Raw genomic sequence first — 25,358 nt, 5'->3', positions numbered from 1 at the left:
CTGACAGGAACTTATGAAACGCTCACTCTTATTGCCCTGGTTGCTGCTGCTCGCCATCTGCGGCGCGGCGCACGCGGAAAAGGCCGACTCGACCAAGCCGACCAACATCGAAGCCGACCAGATGGTCTACGACGATGTGCGCCAGGTGAAGACCTTCACCGGCAATGTGGTGCTCACGCGCGGCACGCTGCTGATCAAGGCCGGCCGCGTGGTGCTGACCACCGACCAGTACGGCTATGAATATGCGGTGCTGTATGCGGCGCCAGGTTCGCTGGCCAGCTTCCGCCAAAAGCGCGACGGCGGCCCCGACCTGTGGATCGAAGGCCAGGCCGAGCGCATCGAGTATTCCGAGCAGACCGAGATTTCCAAGCTGTTCAACCGCGCCCACATCCAGCGCATGGACGGCAAGCGCATTACCGATGAGGTCAACGGCGAGTTCATCTCCTACGACAGCCGCGCCGAATTCTATTCGGTCAACAATACCGCTTCGGGCGAAAGCAAGCCGGGCGCGGGCCGGATCACCGCCGTGATCCAGCCCAAGAATCCGCCCGCCCAGCCGGCGCCGCCAACACAGCCGGCCCAACCCGGAAAGGACCAGTAACATGGTGAGCTCGCTGGTGGTCCGCGGACTGAAGAAAAGCTATGGCGCGCGCCAGGTGGTGCGCGATGTGTCGATGGAAGTGCAGAGCGGCGAAGTGGTCGGCCTGCTGGGCCCCAACGGCGCCGGCAAGACCACCTCGTTCTACATGATCGTCGGCCTGGTGCCGTCCGACGGCGGCGAAATCGACCTGGATGGCGCCGCCATCTCAGGCCTGCCAATCCACAAGCGCGCCACGCTGGGCCTGTCCTACCTGCCGCAGGAAGCCTCGGTATTTCGCAAGCTGACGGTGGAAGACAATATCCGCGCCGTGCTCGAACTGCGCCAGGAGAACGGCAAGCCGCTCTCGCGCGACGAGATCGAAGGCCGCCTCAACAACCTGCTGCATGAACTGCAGATCGAGAAGCTGCGCGACAGCCAGGCGCTCTCGCTGTCGGGCGGCGAACGGCGCCGCGTCGAAATCGCGCGCGCGCTGGCGACCGATCCGCGCTTCGTGCTGCTCGACGAGCCGTTCGCCGGCATCGACCCGATCGCCGTGATCGAGATCCAGCGCATCGTGCGCTTCCTCAAGGAGCGCGGCATCGGCGTGCTGATCACCGACCACAACGTGCGCGAGACGCTGGGCATCTGCGACCGCGCCTACATCATCAACCAGGGGACGGTGCTGGCCAGCGGCAGCCCGGACGACATCATCGCCAACGAATCGGTGCGGCGCGTCTACCTGGGCGAACATTTCCGCATGTGAGCGGCCCTGCGCCAAGCCACGCCGGCGCGACGCAACAACATGCAACGCACGACAGCACAGCAGCACGTAACAAGCCGGCCACGCGGCGCCCGAAAGCCAGATGAAACAGTCCCTCCAGTTACGCACATCGCAGCACCTCGCATTGACGCCGCAATTGCAGCAGTCGATCAGGCTGCTGCAATTGTCTACCTTGGAACTGCATCAGGAACTGGAACAGATCCTGTCCGACAACCCGCTGCTCGAGCGGCTTGACGACGCGCTCGACAATTCGGTGCGGCTGCTGGCCGACGGCGCCCTCTCCGCCTCGCCCTCCAGCGGTGTGGCCGACAACGCCAGCGAAAGCGGCGCCGAGGCGCCCGCGCCCGCAAGCGACGGCGAATCCAGCCTCGACTACCAGGACAACACGCCCGAAGGCAGCGTCAGCGGCGAATCCGAATGGAGCTTCGACGATGTCGCGCGCAACGGCAAATCATCCGACGATGAAGATGCGCGGCCGCAACTGGAGGCGCACCAGACCACGCTGCGCGAACACCTGGTGGAACAGATCCGCGTCACCGCCCGCACGCTGCGCGACCGCGCGCTGCTGGAGCTGCTGGCCGATACGCTGGACGACAACGGCTACCTGGACGAGCCGCTGGAAGACATCCTGGCGCACCTGCCCGAAGAACTGGGAATCGATCTCGAAGAACTGTCGATCGCGCTCAAGCTGCTGCAAAGCCTTGACCCGGCCGGCGTCGGCGCGCGCAGCCCCAGCGAATGCCTGGCGTTGCAGATCCGCCGGCTGCCCGGCGTGCCTTTCGTCACGCGCAAGCTGGCGCTGAAGATCGTCGAGGATTACCTGCCGCTGTTCGCCCAGCGCGACTTCAACAAGATCAAGAAGGCGCTCGACTGCGACGACGAAGACCTGCGCGAAGCCCAGGTCGTCATCCGCCAATGCCGGCCGCACCCGGGCGCCGAATTCGCCCGCGACGCTTCCGACTATGTGGTGCCGGATGTGATTGTCAAACAAACAAAGAACGGCTGGCAAGTCACGCTCAATCATGACGTCATGCCCAAGCTGCGCGTGAACGCGATGTATGCGAGCGCGCTCAAGCAATCCAAAGGCGAGGTTTCGCTCACATCGCAGCTGCAAGAGGCGAAATGGCTGATCAAGAATATGCGCCAGCGCTTCGATACAATTTTGCGAGTTGCCCAAGCTATTGTCGAACGTCAAAGAAACTTCTTTTCCCATGGGGCAGTTGCCATGCGCCCCCTTGTGCTGCGCGAAATTGCTGATACACTGGGTCTACACGAGAGCACTATCTCGCGTGTGACAACTCAGAAATACATGCTCACGCCGCATGGCATGTTCGAGTTGAAATACTTCTTCGGTAGCCATGTCGCGACCGAAACCGGAGGTGAAGCCTCCTCCACCGCGATACGGGCACTGATCAAACAACTGATAGGAGCCGAAAACCCGCAGACCCCATTATCCGATAGCAAGATTGCGGATATGCTGGCAGAACAAGGCATGGTGGTCGCGCGACGGACTGTCGCAAAATACCGCGAAGTGCTGAAGATTCCACCAGTCAATCTCCGCAAATCCCTCTGAGTTTTTCCTCAGTTTTTCTGTAGTACTTGCAGCCGTCGCTGTGTTCAGGCAAGCATCCATGCCCTCTGACACAAACGCTGTACTCTCTCCGGGTGTATTGGATGAGATGCACGAACCTCCAGTGACTTCACGATAGGAGTGTTGTATGAATCTGACCATTAGTGGACACCATCTCGAACTGACCCCCGCCATCCGGGAATACGTGCAAAGCAAGCTGGCACGGATCAAGCGTCATTTCGACAATGTGATCGACATCAGCGTCATCCTGAGCGTAGACAAACTGACAGAAAAAGAAAAAAGGCAAAAGGCGGAAATCAACGTCCATATCAAAGGGAAGGATTTGCATGCGGAAAGTATCGCCCACGATCTCTACGCGGCCATCGATGCATTGATCGACAAGCTCGATCGCCAGGTCATCAAGCACAAGGATCGGCTGCAAGACCATTATTCGATGGCCAAGAGGTTGCCGGAAGACACCGTTTCGGGCGCGGCGGCAAGCGCAAGTGCATAGCGGATAACGATCCGCCAACGACGGGGCCGCACCAGGCCCCCTCAAAGAGGAGAGGGCGCGAAAGCGCCCTTTTGCATTTCTCCCGACGCTCCGGTTTCCCGGCCGCCGGACCGCCATTGGAAATAGCCGGCAGGAAACATTGCAAACCATTCAAATAATTTACGTGGCCGCACACAACACCTTGCCCCGGCACGCCGTGTTTCAAACGCGGATGGCGGCTTTTTCATATAATGTCGGCAATCACCATTTTTTTAAGGCATAGCCATGAGCGACGTTCAATCCTGGATCAAGGAAACCGTGACCCAAAACCCTGTCGTGCTGTTCATGAAAGGCACCGCGCAATTCCCGCAATGCGGCTTCTCCGGCAAGGCGATCCAATTGCTCAAGGCCAGCGGCGCCGAGAACATCGTCACCGTCAACGTGCTGGAAAGCCCCGACGTGCGCCAGGGCATCAAGGAATATTCGAACTGGCCGACCATTCCACAACTGTACGTCAAGGGTGAATTCATCGGCGGCTCGGACATCATGAACGAAATGTATACCTCGGGCGAACTGCAGACCCTGCTCAAGGGCTGATTGCTTCGCCGCGCCGCCTGGATTCCCTTGGTTCCCGCCGCATGCCGCGCCAGCGCCTGATCGTCGCCATCACCGGCGCGACGGGCGCGGTCTATGGCGTGCGCCTGCTGGAACACCTGCGCGGCCACGCGCAGGTCGAAACGCACCTGCTGATCTCGGATGCCGGCGTACTCAATATCCACCAGGAACTCGACCGCAGCCGCAAGGATGTCGAAGCGCTGGCCGACGTGGTCTACAACGTACGCGATGTCGGCGCGGCTATCGCCAGCGGCTCCTTTGCGTCGGCCGGCATGGTGGTGGCGCCGTGCTCGATGAAAACGCTGGCGTCGGTGGCCCATGGACTTTCCGACAACCTGATCACGCGCGCCGCCGACGTGGTGCTGAAGGAACGCCGCCGCCTGGTGCTGATGGTGCGCGAAACGCCCTTCAACCTGGCCCACCTGCGCAACATGACGGCGGTGACCGAGATGGGCGGCGTGATCTTCCCGCCGCTGCCCGGCTTCTACCACCGGCCCTCCTCGATGGAACAGATGGTCGACCATACGCTGGGGCGCGTACTCGACCTGTTCGGCCTTGAACACCAGCTCACGCCGGAATGGCTAGGAATGAAACCGGCATCGGACTGAACCGGCAGCGCAACGCATGCCACAAACGAAACGCGCCGCAGGAAAACCTGCGGCGCGTTTTTCTTTGCAGCCGAACGGCGATCAGCCGCGGCCGATGTAAGGCATCTTGGTCGCCATCACCGTCATGAACTGCACGTTGGCGTCCAGCGGCAGGCTGTCCATGTAGAGGATGGCGCGGGCCACATGCTCGGCATCCATGGTCGGCTCGACCTTGGTCGACATGTCGGCCTGCAGCGTGCCCTTCTTCATCAGCGTGGTCATGTCGGTGGCGGCGTTGCCGATGTCGATCTGGCCGCAGGCGATGTCGTACTGGCGGCCGTCCAGCGAGGTGGCCTTGGTCAGGCCGGTGATGGCGTGCTTGGTCGCGGTGTAGGACGCCGAGAACGGGCGCGGCGCGTGCGCCGAGATCGAGCCGTTGTTGATGATGCGGCCGCCGCGCGGCGACTGCTCCTTCATGATGCGGAAGGCTTCCTGCGTACACAGGAACACGCCGGTCAGGTTGATGTCCACCGCCGACTTCCACTGCTCCACGCTCAGCTCTTCCAGCGACACCGGCGGCGCGAAGATGCCGGCGTTGTTGAACACCATGTCGAGACGGCCGAAACGTTCGCGGGTCTTGACGAACAGGTTCTTCACCGAAGCCGGGTCGGTGACGTCGGCGGCTACCACCAGTGCGTTGGCGCCATGCTCGCCGGCCAGCTTCACGGTCTCTTCCAGCGCATCCTGGCGGCGGCCGGCCAGGGCCACGCCATAGCCGTCGCGCAACAGCGCCAGGGTGATCTGCCGGCCAATGCCGGAGCCGGCGCCGGTTACCAGCGCAATTCGTTTCGGTGCTGCCATCGTGTCTACTCCTGTCTGATCTTGTGGGTGAATGTCGCTGCGCCAGCGCGGCCGTAAAAAAGCCGCCTGTTGCGCACAGGCGGCTTTCACTATAGCAAACGCGGCGCGCCGCTTCGATGAGAGATTTTCAATCCCCGCGCCGGCATTCATGCATGGCCGCTGCCGGCATGCGCTCACACCGAGGAAGACAGCGGCTTGCCGGTATCGATCCCCAGCGTCGATGCGGCAGCCTGCAATTTGGCGCGGTCGCCGCCGAACACTTCGGTCAGCGCGGTATAGGCAATCCAGCGCGCATCGATCTCGAAGAAATCGCGCAGGTTGACCCGCGTATCGCTGCGCCCAAAACCATCTGTGCCCAGCGTGACATACCTGCCCGGCACGAAGGCGCGAATGCTTTCAGGCAGCGTGCGGATGTAATCGCTCACCGCGATCACCGGCGCGTCGCTGCCTTGCAGTTGCTGCGTCACATACGCTTGCGCATCGCCGCCGGCCAGGCGTTGCTGGCGCTGCGCGGCCACGCCGTCGCGCGCCAGCTCGGTGAAACTGGTCACGCTCCACACCTCGGCGTCGATCTGCCAATGCTTTTCGAGCAGCGCGGCGGCAGCCACGGTTTCCTTCAGGATCGGGCCGGAACCCAGCAGGCGCGCCTGCGGCTTCGCCTTCCTGCCCAGGCAATACATGCCGCGCAGGATGCCTTGCTCGACCCCGGCCGGCATGCTCGGCTGCGCCTCGTTCTCGTTGGTCACGGTGACGTAGTAGAACACGTCGTCATTGCGTTCCAGCATGCGGCGCATGCCGTCGTCGACGATCACCGCCAGCTCATACGCATAGGCCGGATCGTAAGACACGCAGTTCGGGATCGACGCCGCCACCACATGGCTGCTGCCGTCCTGGTGCTGCAAGCCCTCGCCGCCCAGCGTGGTGCGCCCCGAGGTGGCGCCGATCAGGAAACCGCGCGCGCGCTGGTCGGCCGCGGCCCAGATCAGGTCGCCGATGCGCTGGAAGCCGAACATCGAGTAGTAGATGTAGAACGGCAGCATCGGCGTGCCATGCACCGAGTAGGCGGTCGCCGCCGCCGTCCAGGATGAGATGGCGCCGGCCTCGGTAATGCCCTCCTCCAGGATCTGGCCGTCCTTGGCTTCGCGGTAGTAGAGGATGGAGCCGATGTCTTCCGGCTCGTACAACTGCCCCTGGGAAGAATAGATGCCGACCTGGCGGAACAGGTTGGCCATGCCGAAGGTGCGCGCCTCGTCGGCCACGATGGGCACGACGTACTGGCCGAATTCCTTGTCCTTGAGCAGGTTGCCGAGCTGGCGCACCAGCGCCATGGTCGACGACATTTCCTTGCCCTCGGCCTCCAGCGCGAACTTGCTGTGCGATGCCATCGGCGGCACTGAGCGCCTGGCATCGCCGGCCTGGCGGCGCGGCATGTAGCCTCCCAGCGCCGCGCGGCGCGCATGCAGGTGCTTCATCTCGGCGCTGTCGTCAGCCGGCTTGTAGAAGGCCAGCGAGCGGCATTGCTCATCCGACAGCGGCAGCTTGAAGCGGTCGCGGAATTGCAGCAGGCTTTCCTCATCCAGCTTCTTTTGCTGGTGGGTGGTCATCTTGCCTTCGCCGGCCGCCCCCATGCCGTAACCCTTCTTGGTCTGCGCCAGGATCACGGTCGGCTGGCCGCGATGGCTGGCGGCGGCCTGGTAGGCCGAGAAGATCTTCTTCATATCGTGGCCGCCGCGGCGCAGGCGGTTGATCTCCTCATCGGTCAGCGTGGCGCCGATCGCCTGGGTGCCGGGCGTCTGGCCGAAGAAGTGTTCGCGGTTGAAGGCGCCGTCGTTGGCGGCGAAGGTCTGCAGCTGGCCATCGACGGTGCGGTTGAGCGCATCGACCAGCTCGCCGTCCTTGTCGCGCGCGAACAGCGCATCCCAGTCCGAGCCCCACAGCAGCTTGATCACATTCCAGCCGGCGCCGGCGAACAAGGTCTCCAGCTCATCGACGATGTGGCCGTTGCCGCGCACCGGGCCGTCCAGGCGCTGCAGGTTGCAGTTGACCACGAAGATCAGGTTGTCCAGCTTCTCGCGCGAGGCCAGCGACAGCGCCGCCAGGGATTCCGGCTCATCCATCTCGCCGTCGCCGAACACGCCCCATACCTTGCGGTTCTGGTCCTGCAGCAGGCCGCGATGCTCCATGTAGCGCAGGAAGCGCGCCTGATAGATCGCGTTGATCGGGCCGATGCCCATCGAGCCGGTGGGGAACTGCCAGAAGTTGGGCATCAGCCAGGGATGCGGGTAGGACGACAGGCCTTGCTTGCCGGCGCGCTTGGCTTCTATTTCGCGGCGGTAGTAGCCGAGGTCCTCTTCGGACAGCGCGCCTTCCAGGAACGCGCGCGCATAGATGCCCGGCGCCGAATGCGGCTGGAAATACACGATGTCGCCGGCGAACCGGTCGTCGCGCGCGCGGAAGAAATGGTTGAAGCCGACTTCGAACAGGTCGGCCGCCGAGGCGAAGCTGGCGATGTGGCCGCCCAGTTCGCCATAGGAGCGGTTGGCGCGCACCACCATGGCCAGCGCGTTCCAGCGCATGATGCTGGCGATGCGCTCTTCGATGGCCTGCGCGTCGGAGCCGCCGGGGAACGGCGGTTCCTGTTCAGGACGGATGGTGTTGAGATAAGGCGTATTGCGCGCATCGCGCCAGTTGATGCCGTGTTGCCGGGCGGCGGCCGACAGCCGGGAGAGCAGGAAGCGCGCCCGCTCCGGGCCGGCTTCGGCCAGCACGCTTTGCAGCGCCTCCAGCCACTCCTGGGTTTCCTGGGCGTCGATATCAATATCGCGGGCAATACCATTGGCTGACGACATCTCCACTTCCTGATCTCCTGTTGTTGCAATGCAGGCCGAATCGGGCCTTTGCTACGCAAATCTATGCAAAGAGCCAAAAAGCCGGTACAACACAGGCCGCGCCATTGGTCTCCTCACGCCGGACGCCTTTATTCGGCGTTTTTATTCATTGGTGGGCTTACGATACGCCTGATGCACCGGCATGAGTCACTTAAAATGGGAAGTTGTCATACAATATTCAGCACCACATGCTGAAAAATTGAAACTTACAGAATTAAATTTCGATAATGGAACTAGATACCACCGATTTGCGGATCCTGAACATCCTCCAGGAGAACAGCTCGATCAGCAATCTGGAACTCGCCAGCCGCATCAACCTTTCCCCCTCGCCGACCCTGGCGCGCGTCAAGCGCCTGGAAACCGAGGGCATCATCTCGCGCTACGTGGCGCTGGCCGATCCGCACCTGCTGGGCTTGAAGGTCAACGTGTTCGTCAAGGTGATCCTGGAGCGCCAGGGCGCCGAAGCGCTGGCCCAGTTTGAAAGCGCGGTGAGCGCTTTCGATGAAGTCATGGAAGTCTATCTGATGACCGGCGACGAGGATTACCTGCTGCGCATCGTCGTGCCCGACCTGCTGACGCTGGAGCACTTCATCGTCGACCACCTGACCAAGATCCCCGGCATCAAGAACATCCGCTCCAGCTTCGCGCTCAAGCAGATCAAGTACAAGACCGCGCTGCCCACGCCCAAGATCAAACCCAGGCGCTGAACGGCACTGCCAAAAGCGACGCCACATGCATCCAGACCAGCCGGCATCGGCCCAGCGCCAAGAGAGCCTGTGGGGCCTGTTCCTCATCTTCCTTCGGCTGGGCCTGACCTCGTTTGGCGGTCCGGTTGCCCACCTCGGCTACTTCCACAACGAATTCGTTACCAAACGGCGCTTCCTCTCCGAGCGGAGTTACGCGGATCTGGTCGCCTTATGCCAATTCCTTCCCGGCCCTGCCAGCAGCCAGGTCGGCATTGCCATTGGACTGCTCCGGCATGGCTATCCTGGCGCAATAGCGTCTTGGGCAGGCTTTACCTTGCCCTCAGCCATTGCATTGATACTGTTTGCCCTTGGCATCGCCCATTTCGGGACACTCGTTCCGGCAGAAGCATTACATGGCTTGAAGGTCGTGGCCGTGGCGATAGTCGCGCAGGCCGTGTGGGCCATGGCGCGCAACCTGTGCACCGATGCCGCCCGCATCTCCATCATGGCGGTTGCGGCATGTATCGCCCTGCTCCTGCCCAACGCATTGGGCCAGTTGAGCGTCATCGCAGCGGCCGGACTGGTCGGCATGCTGGCCTTCAAGCCGGACGCTGCGCACGCCCATGAGTCTTTGCCGCTGCGCGTCAGCCGCCGGACAGGCGCCTGCCTGTTGCTGCTGTTCGCCGGCCTGCTCATCGGCCTTCCGATCCTGGCCGCTTCATTCCCGCATGGCGCCATTGCCGACATCAGTTCGTTTTTCCGCGCCGGCTCACTGGTTTTCGGCGGCGGCCATGTCGTTCTGCCCTTGCTCCAATCCGAAGTGGTGCCATCGGGGCTGGTCGATAACGATACGTTCCTGGCCGGCTATGGCGCCGCCCAGGCCATGCCCGGCCCGTTGTTCACATTCGCCGCGTTCCTGGGCGCCTCCATGAATTCCAGCCCTTCCGGATGGGCTGGCGGCCTGATTTGCCTGCTGGCCATATTCGCCCCGTCGTTCCTGCTGGTGGGCGGCGCCATCCCGTTCTGGGACGGCCTGCGCGGCAACGCCCGGATGCAGGCCGCGCTTGCCGGCATAAACGCCGGCGTGGTCGGCCTGCTGCTGGCGGCCTTGTACCAGCCGGTATGGACCAGCGCGATTCGCCAGCCGTCAGACTTTGCCATGGCGATACTGGCGCTGGTGGCCCTGGTGTTCTGGAAATGGCCGTCCTGGCTGGTCGTGCTTTCGCTTGGCGCGGCAGGCGGTGCGATCGGCGTCATGGGCCAAGGTTGAGGCCCTGCCGCGCGCATGGCCGCCGCTTGCGGCACATCCATCATCGGCGCGCAGGAAATCCCGCAAACACTTAAAACGCCCCCACATAGTTTTCCGCCAGCGCGGTCGACAACGCCCGCGAATTGACCACGTTTTCCAGCTCGGCGCGCTGCAACTGCTGCTGGAACGGCGAAGCATCCGCGAAGGTATGCAGCATGCTGGTCATCCACCACGAGAAATACTCGGCGCGCCAGACGCGTTTCAAGGCATGGTCCGTGTACGCCGCCAGCAGCTCCCCGCTCGATTTGCGATAGAACGCCTCGATCGCCCGGGACAACAGCTTGACATCGCCCACCGCCAGATTCATGCCCTTGGCGCCGGTAGGCGGCACGATGTGCGCCGCATCGCCGGCCAGGAACAGGCGGCCGTGCTGCATCGGCGTCGAGACGAAGCTGCGCATGCCGATGATGCCTTTCTGGAAGATCTTGCCCTCCTTCACGCGCCAGCCGTCGCTGTTCTCCAGCCGGGTATGCAGCTCGTTCCAGATGCGGTCGTCCGACCAATTGTCGACGCTGTCCTTGGGGTCGCACTGGAAGTACAGGCGCTGCACCGTCGGCGAGCGCGTGCTGACCAGGGCGAAGCCGCGCTCGTGCTGGGCATAGATCAGCTCGTCGGAAGACGGCGCCGACTCCACCAGGATGCCGAACCAGCCGAACGGGTAGATGCGCTGGTAGTCCTGGCGTACCGACTCCGGGACGGCCGGACGCGAGACGCCGTGGAAACCGTCGCAGCCGGCCACGAAATCGGCCCGCAGCATGTGTTTTTCCCCGGCATGCAGGAAGCTCACCGACGGATTGTCGGTATCGATGTCCTGCGGGCTGACTTCGCTCACGCCGAACAGGATGCTGCCCTGTGCCGCCAGCCGCGCCGCCACCAGGTCCTTGATCACCTCATGCTGGGCGTAGACGGTGATGGCCTTGCCGGTCAGCTCGCTCAGGTCGATGCGATGGCGGCGGCCGCCGAAGGAGAGTTCGATGCCGTGGTGCAGCGCGCCCTCCCGCTTCATCCGTTCGCCCACGCCGGCTTCGGTGAGGATGTCCATCGTGCCCTGTTCCAGCACGCCGGCGCGGATGGTGGCTTCGATCTCTTCACGGCTGCGGCTTTCCAGCACGACCGATTCGATACCTTTGAGGTGCAGCAGGTGGGAAAGCAGAAGGCCGGCCGGGCCGGCGCCGATGATGGCTACTTGGGTGCGCATTGCGAGGTCTCCATGTTGGTCTGATCGTTCTTGGTATGGCTGCATGGTAGACGCGGCATCGGAAACAAAAAATGGATGATCCTGAAAAATACTTGTACTATTTTCACATCCATAAAAATGCAGAACCGCTTCGACGGAGACCCTATGCGCACGGCAAGAAGCACACCCAAGGCCCGCGAGGTGCCACAATTTTCGCTCTACGGCGAGGCTTCCCGGCCGGATAATGCGGAATCCGTACACATTGAACTGATAGAGACGCGCAGCCGCATACACGACTGGCATATTTCCCCGCATACGCACGCCGGCCTGTTTCAGGTACTTTTTTTAATATCCGGCCACGTCAATGCCTTGATGGAAGATGAGCTCTGGGAGCACGACGGGCCGGTGGTGATCACCATCCACCCGTCGGTGGTGCACGGTTTCGATTTCTCGGAAGAAGCGGTCGGCTTCGTATTGACGGTGGATCCGCACATCGTGTTTTCGCTGGGCGGGGGCGATGCCCACAGCGACATCTTTTCCCCGCTGTTCCTGCGGCCGATGGCGATCGACCTGGCGCGCGAGCCGGAGTTGCGCGAGCGCATGGAAGCCATGCTGCGCCTGCTGATTGCCGAATCGGCCGCGCCGCGCACCGGACATGCGCTGATGCTGGAATGGCTGGCGCGCAGCGTGATGCTGCTGCTGGCAAGACTGGAAGCGGATCACCGTTCGGCCGAGCTGTCGGGGCGCGGCGAATTCGAATTGTTCAGCCGTTTCCGCACGCTGGTGGAGGCGCACTTCAAGGAACAATGGCAGGTCGGCGTGTATGCCGACAAACTGCGCGTGACGTCCAGCAGGCTGAATCGGCTATGCCTGAAACTGTCCGGCCAGTCGGCGTTCGACTTCGCCCAGCAGCGATTGATCCTGGAAGCCTGCCGCAAGCTGACCTATGTGCCGTCGGGCGTGGCGACCATCGCCTACGAACTGGGCTTTCAGGATCCGGCCTACTTCAGCCGCCTGTTCAAGCGCCACATGGGGATCACGCCCAAGCAATACCGGCGCACCAACATGCTCGAATAAGGCCGCACGCCCCGGCTACAGCAGCGCCCCCAATTCAACCTGGATCTTCAGCATGGCCGGCAGGCAGCGCTCGACCATGTCTTCCAGCTTCATGCGCGCGGCATGCACGCTGATGTTCATCGCCGCCACCACCTCGCCGCGGAAATTACGCAGCGGTACCGCCATGGTGCGCAACCCCAGCTCCAGCTCCTGGTCCACCAGCGCATAGCCCTGCTCGCGCGCGCGGGCGATTTCCAGCGCCAGCCGGTCGCGGTCGGTAATGGTGTAGGAAGTAATGGCTTCGGCTTGCGTGCGGGAGAGGATGTCCCGCATCTCTTCGGGCGGCAGGCTGGCCAGGAGCATGCGTCCGTTGGCCGTGCAATAGGCCGGCACCCGGGTGCCCGGCTGCAATGTGGTCGACACCAGTTGCCCGGCGCTGACCGCGGCCACGCAGACCAGGTGCTCATGATCGAGCACGCCGCAAGAGGCCGCTTCGCCCAGCGAATAGGCCAGCCGGTACAGCAGCGGCTGCACGATGCGCGGCAGACGCGCCGAATGCAGGTAGGACTGGCCCAGCCGCAGCACCATCGGCGTGAGCGAAAAGGTCTTGTTGTCGTGCCGCATGTAACCCAGGTGGGTCAGCGTAATCAGGTAACGGCGCGCGGCGGCGCGCGTGAGGCCGGTCAGCTGCGCGACTTCGGCGATGGTCAGGCGCGAGCGCTCCTGGTCGAACACCTCGATCACCTGCAACCCCTTCTCCAGCCCTGCCACCAGGTCGCGCTTGAGCGGCTCGCCGGCCTCGGCATCTTCATCGATTGAATGCATGGCTCATAGAAAAACGCGGATTTGTGCGATTTTCGCACAATATGGGCGAATACCGAATATTGTGCACTGCTCCGGCCTTGTGAGCCCGGTTTCGCTTACCTAAGATCAGGTCACCCCGACAGACGGCGCGCAGATCGCACAAGCGCTGCGGCGCCATCCGCCGAATAGCCAAACAGCCCCAAAGAGGAGACCTCATGCAATTCGATGCCATCGCCCCCGGCGTCTATCCGGACCTGATCTATCCCCCCTACAAATCCACCGTCAAGCGCGGCCCGACGCAAGCCCCGCTGCGCGTACGCGACGAAGCAGCCACCGGCACCAACCTGTTCGCCTCGCCCAGGCTGATCCTGCCGCACGACATGGACCTGACCAAACAAGGCGCGGGCGAACCGCTGGGCGAAAAGATCGTCGTCACCGGCCGCGTGCTCGACGAAGACGGCAAGCCGGTGCGCGACTCGCTGCTGGAAGTCTGGCAATGCAACGCCGCCGGCCGCTACCGGCACAAGAAAGACCAGCACGACGCGCCGCTCGATCCGAACTTTGCCGGCTTCGGCAAGATGCTCACCGACAGCGACGGCCGCTACCGCTTCGTCACCATCAAACCCGGCCCGTACCCCTGGGGCAACCACCACAAGGCATGGCGCCCGGCGCACATCCACTTCTCGCTGTTCGGCAATGTCTACGCGCAGCGCCTGGTCACGCAGATGTACTTCCCCAGCGACCCGCTGTTCGACTACGACCCGATCTTCCAGAGCATCCCCGACGCCTCCGCCCGCCAGCGCCTGATCTCTCGCTTCTCGCTGGAAGAAACGGTGGACGACAAGATGCTCGGCTATGAATTCGACATCGTCCTGCGCGGCCGCAACGCCACGCCGATGGGCATCTAGGTCCTAACACGCTCTCAACAAGGGATACAGCATGAGCAAGCTCGACATCACCACCTCGCAAACCATCGGCCCGTTCCCGCATGAAGCCTGGGCCTGGGCCGTGGAACTGACCGCCGGCACCGACAGCCCGGCGCCGCAGGTACGCGTGCACGGCGCCATCATCGACGGCGACGGCGCGCCCATCAACGACGCCTGGGCCGAAGCCTGGCTGCCCGGCAGCGCCGCGGCCGAATCCGCGCACGCCATTCCCGGCTACCGCCGCGTGCCGACCGACGATAGCGGCGCTTTCGCTTTCTCGATCACGCAGCCGCAAGCGCCGACCGGCAAGCCGGCGGCATATGTGACGGTATTCGCGCGCGGCCTGGTCAAGCACCAGTTCACCGCCGTGTTCCTGGAAGACGACCCGGCGCTGGCGCAATCGGCCCTGCTGGAACAGGTGCCGGCCGAACGCCGCGGCACGCTGATCGCGCGCAAGCAGGCCGACGGCAGCTATCTGTGGAACATCTACATGCAAGGCGAACGCGAAACGGTATTCTTCGACTACGTCTGATCGCCGCATGACGGCAGCGACGGGATCGGCAAGCGCATGCCTGCCCGATCCCGCTCGCGCTTCAAGCCCGCATTCAACCCTGTGGAGTTTCCATGAGCGTTTCGATATTCGACAGCTTCCTCACCACCTCGGAGATGATCAAGGTCTTCGACGACGAAGCCATCGTGCAAGCCATGTTCGGCTTCGAGCAAGCGCTGGCCGAGGCCGAGGCGGCCGAAGGCGTGATCCCCGAAGCCGCCGCGCGCGCCATCGCCAGCGTCTGCAAGGCGCAGCTGTATGACATCCCGGCCATCATCGTGGCCGGACGCCGCGCCGGCGCCCTGGCCATTCCGCTGGTCAAGGAACTGACCCGCACGGTCGCGCTGTACAGCCAGGATGCCGCGACCCACGTGCATTGGGGCAGCACCAGCCAGGATGTGCTCGACACCGCCATGGTGCTGGCCACGCGCGAGGCGATGCAGCTGGTCGACACCGAGCTGTCCACACTGGCGCAGCAACTGCTGGAGCTGGCGCAACGCCATCTCGACACGCCGGTGCTGGCGCGCACCCTGATGCAACCGGCCCAGGTCACCAGCTTCGGCTTCAAGCTGGCCGGCTGGGCCGCGCCGCTGGTGCGCTCGCGCGCGCAGTTGCATGAGCGCGGCCAGCGCGCGCTGCAACTGCAGCTGGGCGGCGCGGTCGGCACGCTGTCGGTACTGGGCGAACGCGGCCCGGCAGTGGCCCGCCGCATGGCCGATGCGCTCGGCCTGGCAGCCCCCGACGCCGCCTGGCATACGCAGCGCGACGAATGGGTGCGGCTCGGCACCGAAATGGCGGTGCTGGCCGGCAGCCTGGGCAAGATCGCCACCGACCTGTCGCTGATGGCGCAAGGCGAGATCGCCGAACTGGCCGAACCGTCGGGCAACGGCCGCGGCGGTTCCTCGGCCATGCCGCACAAGCGCAATCCGGTGTCCTCGATGATTGCCCTGGCCGCCGCCGCGCGCGCGCCGCACCAGGCGGCGACGCTGCTGGGTGCGATGGCGCAGCAGCACGAACGCGGCCTGGGCAACTGGCAAGCCGAACTGGCCGAATGGCCGGCATTGTTCCTCGGCGTTCACGGCGCCCTGCGCGCGCTCAACGAAGCGTTCGCCGGGCTGGTGGTGGATGCAGGCCGCATGCTGCGCAACATCGACGCGCTGCAAGGGCTGGTGTTCGCGGAATCGGCCTCGATCCACCTGGCGGGCGCCATCGGCCGCCCCGCCGCGCATGCGCTGCTGGAGAAGCTGACGCGCCAGACGGTCGAACAAGGCAAACATCTGGCCGAGGTGCTGGTCAACGCGGTGGAAGCCGATGGCGGCCTGCGCAAGCAAATCGACATCGCGGCGCTGCGCGCCCTGTTCGATCCTGTGCTGGCGACCCGGCCGGCGCGCCGTCTGGCCGAGCACCAGTTGCGGCAATTACAGACCCAATTCACATCCATCCCGACAACGACCAAGAGACAAGCATGAGCTACGATCCCCTCGATCACGATTTCGAACGCGGCATGCGCAATCGCCGCAGCGTGCTGGGCGACCAATGGGTCGACCGTTCGGTGGCCAACGCCACCAATTTCAACGCCGATTTCCAGAACCTGATCACCCGCTTCGCCTGGAACGAGATCTGGGGCCGCCCCGGCCTGGACCACAAGACCCGCCGCATCATCGTGCTGGCCATCACCATCGCGCTGGGCCGCTGGGAAGAGTTCGAACTGCATGTGCGCGCCGCCCTGACCAGCAAGGAAGGCACCGGCCTGACCCCCGACGAGATGAAGGAAGTGCTGATCCAGTCCGCCATCTATGCCGGCGTGCCGGCCGGCAATACCGCCTTCACCCACGCCCAGCAGATCCTGCGCGAAGTGGGCCAACAGATCGGCTACCAGATCGAGCCGCAACGTCCCGCCGACAGCAACCATCCCGGCATCGGCAAGGAAGGCCGCACCGCGTCTTCCCCTGCGCTGCACTACAGCGTGCGCGAACCGCGCAACGGCCGCGCGCCGCGCCACACCGTCGTGCTCTCGCACGCCATCGGCGCCGACCTGATGATGTGGGACGGCCTGGCCAACCTGCTGGCGGCCGACTGCCGCGTAATCGCCTACGACCACCGCGGCCATGGCAGTTCGGAAAAAGCGGAGGGCTTGTATTCGATGGCCGATCTGGCCGACGATGTCGCGCGCCTGCTGCGCGAGCTCGATGCCGGCCCGGTGGTCTGGGTCGGCCTGTCGATGGGCGGCATGGCCGGCCAGGAGCTGGCCTTGCGCCACCCCAACCTGGTGCGCGCGCTGGTGCTGGCCAATACCACCTCCGCCTATCCCAACGCCGCGCGCGATGCCTGGCAGCAGCGCATCGCCACGGTGCGCGAACAGGGCATCGAAGCGATCGCCGATGCCGTCATGGGGCGCTACTTCCACGACGCCTTCCGCGCCGGCCATGCCGCCACGGTGGCGCGTTTCCGCGAACGCCTGACCAGCACCGACGCGCTGGGCTACATCGGCTGCTGCAATGCCGTGGGCAGCGTCGACACCACGGCGCGCCTGGACCAGATCAAGGCGCCCACGCTGGTGATCGCCGGCGAACTGGACCAGGGCACGCCGATTGCGATGGCGCAAACGCTGGTCAATGGCATTGAGGGAGCGCAGCTGGAAATCATCAGCGGCGCTTCGCACATCAGCGCGGTGGAACAGCCGCAGGCGTTTGCCGAACTGGTCACGCGTTTCCTGGCGCAGATCTGAAACGCCCGGCTGCGAGCCCTAATGCCGTTCAGTTAAGCCGTTCACGCATCTCTTCTCCCGTTCGGACTGCCTGAACGGGTTTCTATTGATTCATAAAAAATGCCGTTCAGCTCTTAACTGAACGGCATCAGGCTGCGAGGCCGGGATTTTTTTGAACGCCGCGCTTGCCGGCCTCAGACGCCCGGGTCCCTGACCTTCTCCACCTTGTCGAACTCGATGTTGTAGAACTCGCCCCCCTTCTGCTCGGCGCGGCGCATATACACCGTCTGCACGATGTCGCGCGTGGCCGCATCGATGCTGACCGGGCCGCGCACGCTGTCCCAACTCAGGCCCTTCATCGCCGCCAGCAGCTTGTCGCCGTCGGTGTCGCCATTGGTCTTCTTGAGCGCCTCGTACAGCAGGTGCATGCCGTCATAGGCGCCCACCGAATGGAAGTTGGCGCGCATGCCCTTGTTCATCCTGGCGATGCCCTCCACGTATTCCTTGTTGGCCGGCGACGGATGCGCGGCCGAATAGTGATGGCTGCTGACCACGTCCTTGGCGGCGACGCCGATGCTGGGCATCAGGTCGTCATCCAGCACGTCGCCGGTACAGATGAGGCGAATGCCGGCGGCGGCCAGGCCGCGTTCGGTGAATTGCTTGAGCACGGCCGCGCCTTCGCCCGATGGCACGAAGACGAACAGGGCTTCCGGCTTGGCATCCTTGACGCGCTGCAGGAAAGGCGCGTAATCGGGATTGCGCAACGGCACGCGCAGGCTTTCCAGCACCTTGCCGCCGGCCTCGCCGAAAGTCTTGGCGAATACCTTCTCGGCATCCAGCCCCGGGCCGTAGTCGCTGACGAAAGTAACCACGTTCTTGATGCCGTTCTTCGCCGCCCAGCCGGCCAGCGGCGCGGTGACCTGGGCCAGCGTGAAACCGGTGCGCACGATGTAGGGCGAACGCTGGGGGATGATGGAAGTCGCGGCCGCGGTGACGATCATCGGCACCTTGGCTTGCGTGGCGATGGGTGCGGTCGACAGCGCCAGCGGCGTCAGGCCGAAGCCCATCAGCACCTGCGCCTTGTCGCGCGCGACCAGCTCCTGCGCCAGGCGCTTGGTGACGTCGGGCGAGACGCCGCCGTCGTCCTTGAGCAGGATCTCGACCTTGCGTCCGGCTACGCTGTCGCCGTACTTCTGCTGGTACAGCTTCACGGCGGCCTCGATCTGGCGGCCGGTGGAAGCGAACGGGCCGGACATCGGCACGATCAGGCCGACCTTCACCGGGTCGGCCGCCAGCGCGGCCAGCGGCGCCGCACCGGCCGCCATGGCGGCGCCGGCCAGCACCAGATGGCGGCGGCGCGAATTGATGGTGTCGTTCATTGCATCTCCTCTCTCGGTTTTTATAAGTTCAGACATCCAGCACAAGCAATGCGCTCTTGGCGCGGGAACAACAAGGGGTGAACTGGTCGTTGGCGGCGCGCTCCTCGTCGGTGAGGTAGAGGTCGCGATGGTCGGGCTGGCCTTCCAGCACGCGCGTGAGGCACGTGCCGCATACGCCCTGTTCGCAGGACACCGGCAACTCGACGCCATGCTCGGCCAGCACCTGGATCACGGTGCGGCCGGCGGGGATCGTGAATACCTGCCCGCTGCTGGCCAGCTTGACGTCGAACGCTGTATCGCCCGCGCCGTCGCCGGCCGCGGGCGCCGCGCCAAAATATTCGAGGTGTACGTTGGCGGCCGGCCAGCCAATGGCCTTGGCGGTGTCGACCACGTGCCCGATAAAGCCGGACGGCCCGCAGACATAGATATGCGTATCGGCATCGGGAACCGCGATCAGCGTCGCCAGATCGAGTTTCTGCGCCGGTTCTCCGTCATCGTGGTGATACACCACGCGGCCGGCGAAGGCCGATTGCGCGATGCGCTCGCGAAACGCGGTGCGCCCCGGCGAACGCGTGCAATAGTGCATCTCGAATTCGGCATTGGCGGCAGCCAGCCGCTCGGCCATGCACAGGATGGGCGTGACGCCGATGCCGCCGGCCAGCAGCAGCGTGCGCCGCGCCTGCGCCAGCGGAAAATGGTTGCGCGGTTCGCTGATGGAAATGACGTCGCCCAGCCGCACAGCCTCATGCACCGCCGCCGATCCGCCGCGCGAATTGGGATCGCGCAGCACGCCGATCTGGTAACGGTGGCTTTCGTGCGGGGGGTTGCACAAGGAATACTGGCGCACCAGCCCGCCGGGCAGGTGGACATCGATGTGGGAACCGGCCGTGAACGGCGGCAGCGGCTTGCCGTCGGCCGCCGCCAGCTCCAGGCTGACGATGCCTTCGGCCTCTTCCCGGCGCGCCGTGACCCTGACTTGCAGTTGGCTCATGCCCATTCCCTCAGGCAGCCGGAGCCGACGAGGCTTGCGCCTCCCGGGCCAGCCATTTGTCGAGAACGCGGCGCGACTGCACGCCGCCGGCATCGATGTTCAAGGCCAGCAGGCGACGCTCCGGATGCTTCAGCAGGTTGGCTTGCTGCATCTCCAGCATCTGGCGGTCTTCGCCGAAGATCTTGCCCTGGCCTTCGCGGATGGTGGCGGTCAGTTCCTTGTCTTGCGGACGGAAGTTGCGCGCCATGCCCCAGAAATACCAGTGCGAGGTTTCCGTCTCGGGCGTGATGAAATCGACCACGATGCTCGATGCCTTGTGCTGCGGATCGGCGTGATAGCCGCCCTTGCCGGCGTGCGCCACGCCGACCTCGATCATCACGTGGCTGGGCGGCGAGAAGCGGCAGATCTGCCAGCGGTCCACCGGCACGTCGTCGGCCAGGCCGTTGCCGCGCAAGGCCATGCGCCAGAACGGCGGCGCCATGATGTTTTCCATGAAGCGGCTGGTGACCACCTGCTCGCCCTCGGTCTTGGTGTTGACCGGCGCTTCGTCGATCTCCTTCTGGCCGATGCTGGACGCATGGACATAGGTCTCATGGGTCAGGTCCATCAGGTTGTCGATCATCAGGCGATAGTCGCAATTGATGTGGTAGAGGCCGCCGCCGTAGGCCCACTCCGGGCTCACGGCCCATTCGAAGTGGTGGATCTGCGCCGGATCGGCCAGCTCCTTGTCGCCCGTCCAGACCCAGATGAAGCCGTAACGCTCCACCACCGGAAAACTGCGGATGCACGGAAAACCGCGCACGCGCTGGCCGGGCATGCCGGCCGGCTTGCCGTCGCATCCCATCTCCAGGCCGTGGTATCCGCACACCAGCTGACCGTCGCGCACGAAGCCCAGCGACAGGGGCGCGCCGCGGTGCGGGCAAAAGTCTTCCACCGCCGCCACTTTGCCTTCGGCGCCGCGGTAGAACACGATCTTCTCGCCGCAGATCTGGCGGCCCAGCGGCTTGCCTTCGATTTCATCGGGGGTACATGCGACGTACCAGGTATTTTTGGGGAACATGTCCTTCTCCTCCGTTAGGTGAATTCCTCAATCGGCGCGGCGGCGATGCCGTGTTCCGGCTCCCGTCCGATGCCTCTTGGCGCCTGGCGCTTGCCGATGCCGGCGCGCCATGCCTGTCTTTCTTGTTCCGCGGGCCATGATTGATCCGGCGCCTGTCGGGTCTCTGCTTTTTAATTTAATATTCAGTACACTGAATGTTTGAAAAAGTATCCGCCAATCCGCGCCGCAAGTAAACTCGGATGGCAAACTTTTTTGTTGCGCAGCGCACCAAAATTGCCGCAGGCACAAGACCGCGCGCTACACTGCGCCGCACCTGAGGCCGACGACTTAACCCGCTCACCAGCGACTTCCACCATGCCCAGAAACAACGCCAAGAAAAGCCCGCCGCAAACCGAAAGCCAGCTGGTCGACCTGTACGAGCATCCCGGACACTTGCTGCGCCGGGCGCAGCAGATATCGGTCTCGATGTTCCATGACGAAATCGAAGGCGTGGTCACGCCGGTGCAATACGCCATCCTGCGCATGCTCTCCAACCATCCCGGCATCGACCAGGTGACGCTGTCGGGACTGGTGGCGATCGATACCTCGACCGGCGCCACCGTATGCGCGCGGCTGGAAGAAAAAGGCTTGCTGGTGCGCGAAGTGATCCCGCACAACCGGCGCCAGCGCGCGCTGCGCATCACCGTCGCCGGCGAACAATTGCTGGAACAGCTGATACCCGGGCTGCAGCGGCTGCGCAAGCGCATCCTCGAACCGCTCGACGAAGGCGAGAAGGAACAATTCATGTACCTGCTCGACAAGCTGGTGCACCTCAACAACCCGCAAAGCCGCGCGCCGCTGGCCAGGCTCAAGGACGGCCAGCACGAAGAAGAATAAGCCGGGCTCAGGCCGAGAACATCTCGGCGATCACGGCGCGCAGCCAGGCATTGCCGCCGTCTTTGTGATACTTGCGGTGCCAATGCTGCCGGAGATCGAAGGAGGGAATCTCGAACGGCGGCTCCACCAGCTTGATGTTGGAGAATTGCGCGAAGGATTCGCCCACCGCGCGCGGCACGGTCGCGATCAGGTCGGATGAGGCGATCAGGAACGGTATCGACATGAAGTGCGGCGTCGACAGCACGATGCGGCGCTGTATCTTCTGGCGTATCAGGAACTGTTCGAACAACTCCTGGCTGCGCCCTTCGGCCTTGATCACCGCATGCCCCATCCGCAGGAACTGATCGATGGTGATCTTGCGCGAACGATGCGGATGGTCGGCGCTGAGCAGGCAGATGAAGTCATGCGAGAACAAGCGTTGCTGGAAGAAATTGCGGTTCTTCAGGTCGGGGAAATACCCCACCGCCAGATCCACCTCGCCATTTTCCAGCGCCGCCGACAATTCCAGCGGCGACATCGACAGCGACAGGATGGATGCCAGCGGCGCATCGCGCCGCAAACGGTCCAGCAATTTCGGCAGGAAGGTCATCTCGCCGATGTCCGACAGCGCGATGGCAAAGCGCCGCGTGGTGCTGGCCGGATTGAAGGTCTCGCTGGCCAGGACGTCGGTATGGAGCCGCTGCATGATGTCGCGCGTGGGGCTGATCAGCGTGAGCGCGCGCGGCGTCGGCTCCATGCCGTGCGCGGTGCGCACGAACAACGGATCGCCCAGCGCCAGCCGCAGCTTGTTGAGCGCCACGCTCACCGCCGGCTGGCTCATGTCGAGCTTGCGCGCTGCGCCGCTGACGCTGCGTTCCTCGAAGATCGCCAGTGCCACCGGCAACAGGTTCAGGTCGAACGATGCCATGCCTCCTCCTTTTTCCGTACGTCTTCGCGGTACATCCCAGCGATGCCGTCAAGGCCGCAGATTGCCATACCCGGGGCAATGGGTAAATTCGAAATTCGAATAAATATTATGCTGAAAATTCTATTTTCAAATAATTTCGCTTCGGTATGATCGATCGCCATCGGGAAGCGCCACCAGAAAAATAATCACCCGCATCGGCACGGCATCCGCAGCCGGCCGCCATGACAATCAGAGAGGAGACACCATGCGACATACCAAGCTTGCAGGGCCAGGCATCGCCTTGCGTTTCACCACCATCTGCGCCGCCGCGCTGAGCGCACTGGCAACGCTGGCCTGGCAGCCCGACGCCCAGGCCGCCAATGCCCCCGACACCATCCGCATCGGCGTGATCACCTCGCTGACCGGCCCGGCCGCGCAAAGCGGCGAACAGATGAGGGCCGGCGTGGAAACCTGGCTGCGCCTGCATGGCGCCACCGTCGCCGGCAAGAAGCTGGAAGTGCTCTACAAGGACGACACCGGCCCGCAAGCCGACGTCGCCAAGCGGCTGGCCACCGAATTGCTGGGCCGCGAGAATGCCGACATCGTGGCCGGTTTCGTGTTCACGCCCAACGCCATGGCCGCCGCCGCGGTGGCCGACAAGGCGAAGAAGCCGATGGTGGTGATGAACGCCGCCTCTTCCGCCGTCACCACCAAGTCGCCGTACATCACGCGCACCTCGTACACCATCGCGCAGTCGGTCAAGCCGCTGGCCGAGTGGGCCTACAAGACCGGCTCGCGCCGGGTCTTCTCCATCGTCTCCGACTATGCGCCGGGCCTGGATGCCGACGCCTGGTTCGGCAAGACCTTCACCGCCCTGGGCGGCGCCGTGATTTCGTCGGTGCGGGTGCCGCTGAACACGGTCGACTACAGCGCCTACCTCCAGCGCATCAAGGATGAGAAACCCGACGCCATCCATGTGTTCCTGCCCAACGGCCAGCCCATGGTGTCCTTCATCAAGGCCTACAAGGAAAAGGGCCTGGACAAGGCCGGCATCCGCTTCCTTGGCGGCGAAGGCTGGGCCGACGAGGATGTGCTGGGCATGGGCGGCGATGCCATGCTGGGCATCTACACCGCCGGCTTCTATGCCTATTCGCGCCCCGGCGCCGACAACGCCAGGTTCCTCGACGCGTTCGCGCAAACGGTGGGCGGGCGCTTCAAGCCGAACTTCCTGTCGGTCTCGTCCTATGACGCCATGGGCCTGATCGCGGGCGCGCTGGCCAAGACCGGCGGCAAGGCCGACGGCGCCGCCTTCATGGAAGCGGTCAAGGGCTACAGCGCCGCCAGTCCGCGCGGCACCGTCGCCATCGACGCCGCCACGCGCGACATCGTGCAGACCATCTACATCCGCCGCATCGACAAGAAGGACGGCCAATACGTCGCCACCGAGATCGACCGCTACGACGCGGTCAAGGATCCGGCCAAGTAAGCCCGCCAGGAATCAACCAAGCAAGGAGTCCATCATGTTTCCGCTCAATCAATGGTATGTCGCCGGCTTCGTCTGGGAATTGCAGGACAAGCCATTGGCCCGCACATTGCTCAACCATCCCGTGGTCATGTTCCGCGGCCCCGACGGCGGCGTGGCCGCGCTCGAAGACCGTTGCTGCCACCGCAGCGTGCCGCTGTCCTGCGGCATGCTCGAAGGCGGCGGCATCCGCTGCGGCTACCACGGCCTGCTGTACGCGCCCAGCGGCCAGTGCATCGAAATCCCGGGCCAACTGAAGATCCCGGGCAAGGCCTGCGTCAAGCCCTACCAGGTCGCAGTACGCAACCAGGTCATCTGGATCTGGCTGGGCCAGGACGCCGCCGGCGAACCGCCCGAAATCGCGGCCCACGACAACCCGCGCTATCGCTACAAGGGCGGCGCCTTCCACTACCAGGCGCCCTATCAGTTGATCCACGACAACCTGCTCGACCTGAGCCACGTCGGCTACGTGCATACCAGGACCATCGGCGGCAATGCCAAGACGCACATGGAAGCTCCCACCCAGGTCAGCAGCGACGGCCATCACGTGCGCGTGGTGCGCCGGATGCCGGCATCGCAGCCGCCGGCCACCTACAGCGCGGCCTGGCCGTTCAAAGGGCTGATCGACCGCTGGCAGGAAATCGACTTTCACGTCAGCCACCTCAACATCTTCACCGGCGCGGTCGATGCCGGGACGGAATCGCTCAACGATCCGCAACGCGGCGGTTTCCATATGCGCGGCTTCCACGGCATCACGCCGGAGACCGAAACCACCACGCATTACTTCTGGACCATGGCCTGCTCCACCCATCCGGATGCGCCGGACAACCTGGAAACGGTCTACCAGCAAACCGCCGCCACTTTCGAGGAAGACCGCGTGATCATCGAGTCGCAATACCGCAACATGCGCCAGTTCCCCGGCGCGGGCATGATCGATATCCACGTCGACGCCGGCGCCAACCGCGCGCGCCGCATCATCGACGCGCTCAACGCACAGGCGCAGCAAGCCGCCTGAGCTGCCGGCCGGGGCAGCATGCTGCGGCCGCCCTCCCGC

General features: G+C 64.1%; 24 protein-coding genes. 16 read left to right on the top strand and 8 right to left on the bottom strand.

All coding sequences use genetic code 11. The annotated features are described in order from the left end of the window. Window positions 1–13: 13 nt before the first annotated feature. The 6 genes from lptA to FB598_RS12720 all read left to right on the top strand — a co-directional run bounded on the left by lptA (window position 14) and on the right by FB598_RS12720 (window position 4,647). Window positions 14–601 carry a lipopolysaccharide transport periplasmic protein LptA gene (lptA, locus tag FB598_RS12745; protein ID WP_141914314.1) on the top strand — a complete coding sequence of 196 codons (588 nt, stop codon included), beginning with the start codon at window positions 14–16 and terminating at the stop codon, window positions 599–601. 1 nt (window position 602) lies between these two features. Then, window positions 603–1,343, top strand: a complete 741-nt coding sequence (gene lptB, locus FB598_RS12740; RefSeq protein ID WP_141914315.1) for an LPS export ABC transporter ATP-binding protein — start codon at window positions 603–605, stop codon at window positions 1,341–1,343. Window positions 1,344–1,443: 100 nt separating this feature from the next. Next, window positions 1,444–2,934, top strand: a complete 1,491-nt coding sequence (locus FB598_RS12735) for an RNA polymerase factor sigma-54 (protein ID WP_141914316.1) — start codon at window positions 1,444–1,446, stop codon at window positions 2,932–2,934. 145 nt (window positions 2,935–3,079) lie between these two features. Next, window positions 3,080–3,445, top strand: a complete 366-nt coding sequence (hpf, locus tag FB598_RS12730) for a ribosome hibernation-promoting factor, HPF/YfiA family (protein WP_141914317.1) — start codon at window positions 3,080–3,082, stop codon at window positions 3,443–3,445. Between the two features lie 264 nt (window positions 3,446–3,709). Next, a complete protein-coding gene (gene grxD, locus FB598_RS12725) occupies window positions 3,710–4,021 on the top strand; it encodes a Grx4 family monothiol glutaredoxin (protein ID WP_141914318.1) in 312 nt (103 codons plus the stop codon). A 41-nt stretch (window positions 4,022–4,062) separates the two neighbouring features. Next, window positions 4,063–4,647 (top strand): UbiX family flavin prenyltransferase, encoded by a 585-nt coding sequence (locus FB598_RS12720; RefSeq protein ID WP_183405825.1) that lies wholly within the window; start codon window positions 4,063–4,065, stop codon window positions 4,645–4,647. An 81-nt stretch (window positions 4,648–4,728) separates the two neighbouring features. Here the strand turns inward: FB598_RS12720 and FB598_RS12715 are convergent, their stop codons facing one another. Together FB598_RS12715 and mdeB are read right to left on the bottom strand one after the other, a co-directional pair. Further along, on the bottom strand, window positions 4,729–5,487 hold the full coding sequence (locus tag FB598_RS12715) for an SDR family oxidoreductase (RefSeq protein ID WP_141914320.1): 759 nt from the start codon (window positions 5,485–5,487) through the stop codon (window positions 4,729–4,731). A gap of 173 nt (window positions 5,488–5,660) precedes the next feature. After that, window positions 5,661–8,336, bottom strand: a complete 2,676-nt coding sequence (mdeB, locus tag FB598_RS12710; protein WP_141914321.1) for an alpha-ketoglutarate dehydrogenase — start codon at window positions 8,334–8,336, stop codon at window positions 5,661–5,663. 266 nt (window positions 8,337–8,602) lie between these two features. Here mdeB and FB598_RS12705 point away from each other — a divergent pair, with 266 nt between their 5' ends. Both FB598_RS12705 and chrA read left to right on the top strand, forming a co-directional pair. Beyond that, window positions 8,603–9,082 (top strand): Lrp/AsnC family transcriptional regulator, encoded by a 480-nt coding sequence (locus tag FB598_RS12705; protein ID WP_141914322.1) that lies wholly within the window; start codon window positions 8,603–8,605, stop codon window positions 9,080–9,082. A 25-nt stretch (window positions 9,083–9,107) separates the two neighbouring features. After that, complete coding sequence (gene chrA / locus FB598_RS12700; protein ID WP_141914323.1) at window positions 9,108–10,331, top strand: chromate efflux transporter; 1,224 nt, start codon at window positions 9,108–9,110, stop codon at window positions 10,329–10,331. 70 nt (window positions 10,332–10,401) lie between these two features. On the opposite strand, the gene FB598_RS12695 is transcribed toward chrA, so the two are convergent. Next, complete coding sequence (locus tag FB598_RS12695) at window positions 10,402–11,568, bottom strand: 4-hydroxybenzoate 3-monooxygenase (RefSeq protein ID WP_141914324.1); 1,167 nt, start codon at window positions 11,566–11,568, stop codon at window positions 10,402–10,404. Between the two features lie 144 nt (window positions 11,569–11,712). On the opposite strand from FB598_RS12695, the gene FB598_RS12690 reads away from it, so the two are divergent. After that, window positions 11,713–12,624, top strand: coding sequence for a helix-turn-helix domain-containing protein (locus tag FB598_RS12690; RefSeq protein ID WP_141914325.1), 912 nt, complete (start codon window positions 11,713–11,715; stop codon window positions 12,622–12,624). A gap of 15 nt (window positions 12,625–12,639) precedes the next feature. On the opposite strand, the gene FB598_RS12685 is transcribed toward FB598_RS12690, so the two are convergent. Beyond that, the gene (locus FB598_RS12685; RefSeq protein WP_141914326.1) at window positions 12,640–13,428 is read right to left on the bottom strand and encodes an IclR family transcriptional regulator C-terminal domain-containing protein; all 789 of its coding nucleotides are present in this window, start codon (window positions 13,426–13,428) and stop codon (window positions 12,640–12,642) included. A gap of 194 nt (window positions 13,429–13,622) precedes the next feature. Here FB598_RS12685 and pcaH point away from each other — a divergent pair, with 194 nt between their 5' ends. The 4 genes from pcaH (at window position 13,623) to pcaD (ending at window position 17,611) form a co-directional block, all read left to right on the top strand. After that, on the top strand, window positions 13,623–14,315 hold the full coding sequence (pcaH, locus tag FB598_RS12680; RefSeq protein WP_141914327.1) for a protocatechuate 3,4-dioxygenase subunit beta: 693 nt from the start codon (window positions 13,623–13,625) through the stop codon (window positions 14,313–14,315). A gap of 31 nt (window positions 14,316–14,346) precedes the next feature. Beyond that, on the top strand, window positions 14,347–14,865 hold the full coding sequence (locus tag FB598_RS12675; protein WP_141914328.1) for a protocatechuate 3,4-dioxygenase: 519 nt from the start codon (window positions 14,347–14,349) through the stop codon (window positions 14,863–14,865). A 92-nt stretch (window positions 14,866–14,957) separates the two neighbouring features. After that, window positions 14,958–16,352: a 3-carboxy-cis,cis-muconate cycloisomerase gene (pcaB, locus tag FB598_RS12670; RefSeq protein WP_141914329.1), complete on the top strand. Its 1,395-nt coding sequence runs from the start codon at window positions 14,958–14,960 to the stop codon at window positions 16,350–16,352. Further along, the gene (gene pcaD / locus FB598_RS12665) at window positions 16,349–17,611 is read left to right on the top strand and encodes a 3-oxoadipate enol-lactonase (RefSeq protein ID WP_141914330.1); all 1,263 of its coding nucleotides are present in this window, start codon (window positions 16,349–16,351) and stop codon (window positions 17,609–17,611) included. The genes pcaB and pcaD overlap by 4 nt, the downstream gene beginning before the upstream one ends. A 173-nt stretch (window positions 17,612–17,784) precedes the next feature. Here pcaD and FB598_RS12660 read toward each other — a convergent pair whose 3' ends face one another. Genes FB598_RS12660 through FB598_RS12650 form a run of 3 tightly spaced genes read right to left on the bottom strand, consistent with a single transcriptional unit; the run spans window position 17,785 to window position 21,020 of the window. Beyond that, window positions 17,785–18,969 carry an ABC transporter substrate-binding protein gene (locus FB598_RS12660; protein WP_141914331.1) on the bottom strand — a complete coding sequence of 395 codons (1,185 nt, stop codon included), beginning with the start codon at window positions 18,967–18,969 and terminating at the stop codon, window positions 17,785–17,787. A 28-nt stretch (window positions 18,970–18,997) separates the two neighbouring features. Next, window positions 18,998–19,960, bottom strand: coding sequence for a PDR/VanB family oxidoreductase (locus FB598_RS12655; RefSeq protein WP_141914332.1), 963 nt, complete (start codon window positions 19,958–19,960; stop codon window positions 18,998–19,000). Window positions 19,961–19,970: 10 nt separating this feature from the next. Next, window positions 19,971–21,020, bottom strand: a complete 1,050-nt coding sequence (locus FB598_RS12650) for an aromatic ring-hydroxylating dioxygenase subunit alpha (protein WP_141914333.1) — start codon at window positions 21,018–21,020, stop codon at window positions 19,971–19,973. A gap of 354 nt (window positions 21,021–21,374) precedes the next feature. On the opposite strand from FB598_RS12650, the gene FB598_RS12645 reads away from it, so the two are divergent. Next, a complete protein-coding gene (locus FB598_RS12645) occupies window positions 21,375–21,896 on the top strand; it encodes a MarR family winged helix-turn-helix transcriptional regulator (RefSeq protein ID WP_141914334.1) in 522 nt (173 codons plus the stop codon). 7 nt (window positions 21,897–21,903) lie between these two features. Here the strand turns inward: FB598_RS12645 and FB598_RS12640 are convergent, their stop codons facing one another. Further along, on the bottom strand, window positions 21,904–22,803 hold the full coding sequence (locus FB598_RS12640) for a LysR family transcriptional regulator (protein ID WP_141914335.1): 900 nt from the start codon (window positions 22,801–22,803) through the stop codon (window positions 21,904–21,906). A 244-nt stretch (window positions 22,804–23,047) separates the two neighbouring features. On the opposite strand from FB598_RS12640, the gene FB598_RS12635 reads away from it, so the two are divergent. Both FB598_RS12635 and FB598_RS12630 read left to right on the top strand, forming a co-directional pair. Continuing rightward, window positions 23,048–24,268, top strand: a complete 1,221-nt coding sequence (locus FB598_RS12635) for an ABC transporter substrate-binding protein (protein WP_141914336.1) — start codon at window positions 23,048–23,050, stop codon at window positions 24,266–24,268. A gap of 34 nt (window positions 24,269–24,302) precedes the next feature. Next, window positions 24,303–25,319, top strand: coding sequence for an aromatic ring-hydroxylating dioxygenase subunit alpha (locus FB598_RS12630; RefSeq protein ID WP_141914337.1), 1,017 nt, complete (start codon window positions 24,303–24,305; stop codon window positions 25,317–25,319). Window positions 25,320–25,358: the final 39 nt, after the last annotated feature.

The organism is Herbaspirillum sp. SJZ106 (genome assembly GCF_006715495.1).
Taxonomy (GTDB): domain Bacteria; phylum Pseudomonadota; class Gammaproteobacteria; order Burkholderiales; family Burkholderiaceae_D; genus Herbaspirillum.
The sequence above is the reverse complement of the archived record's forward strand: the minus strand, read 5'-3'. Positions and strand labels throughout refer to the sequence as shown.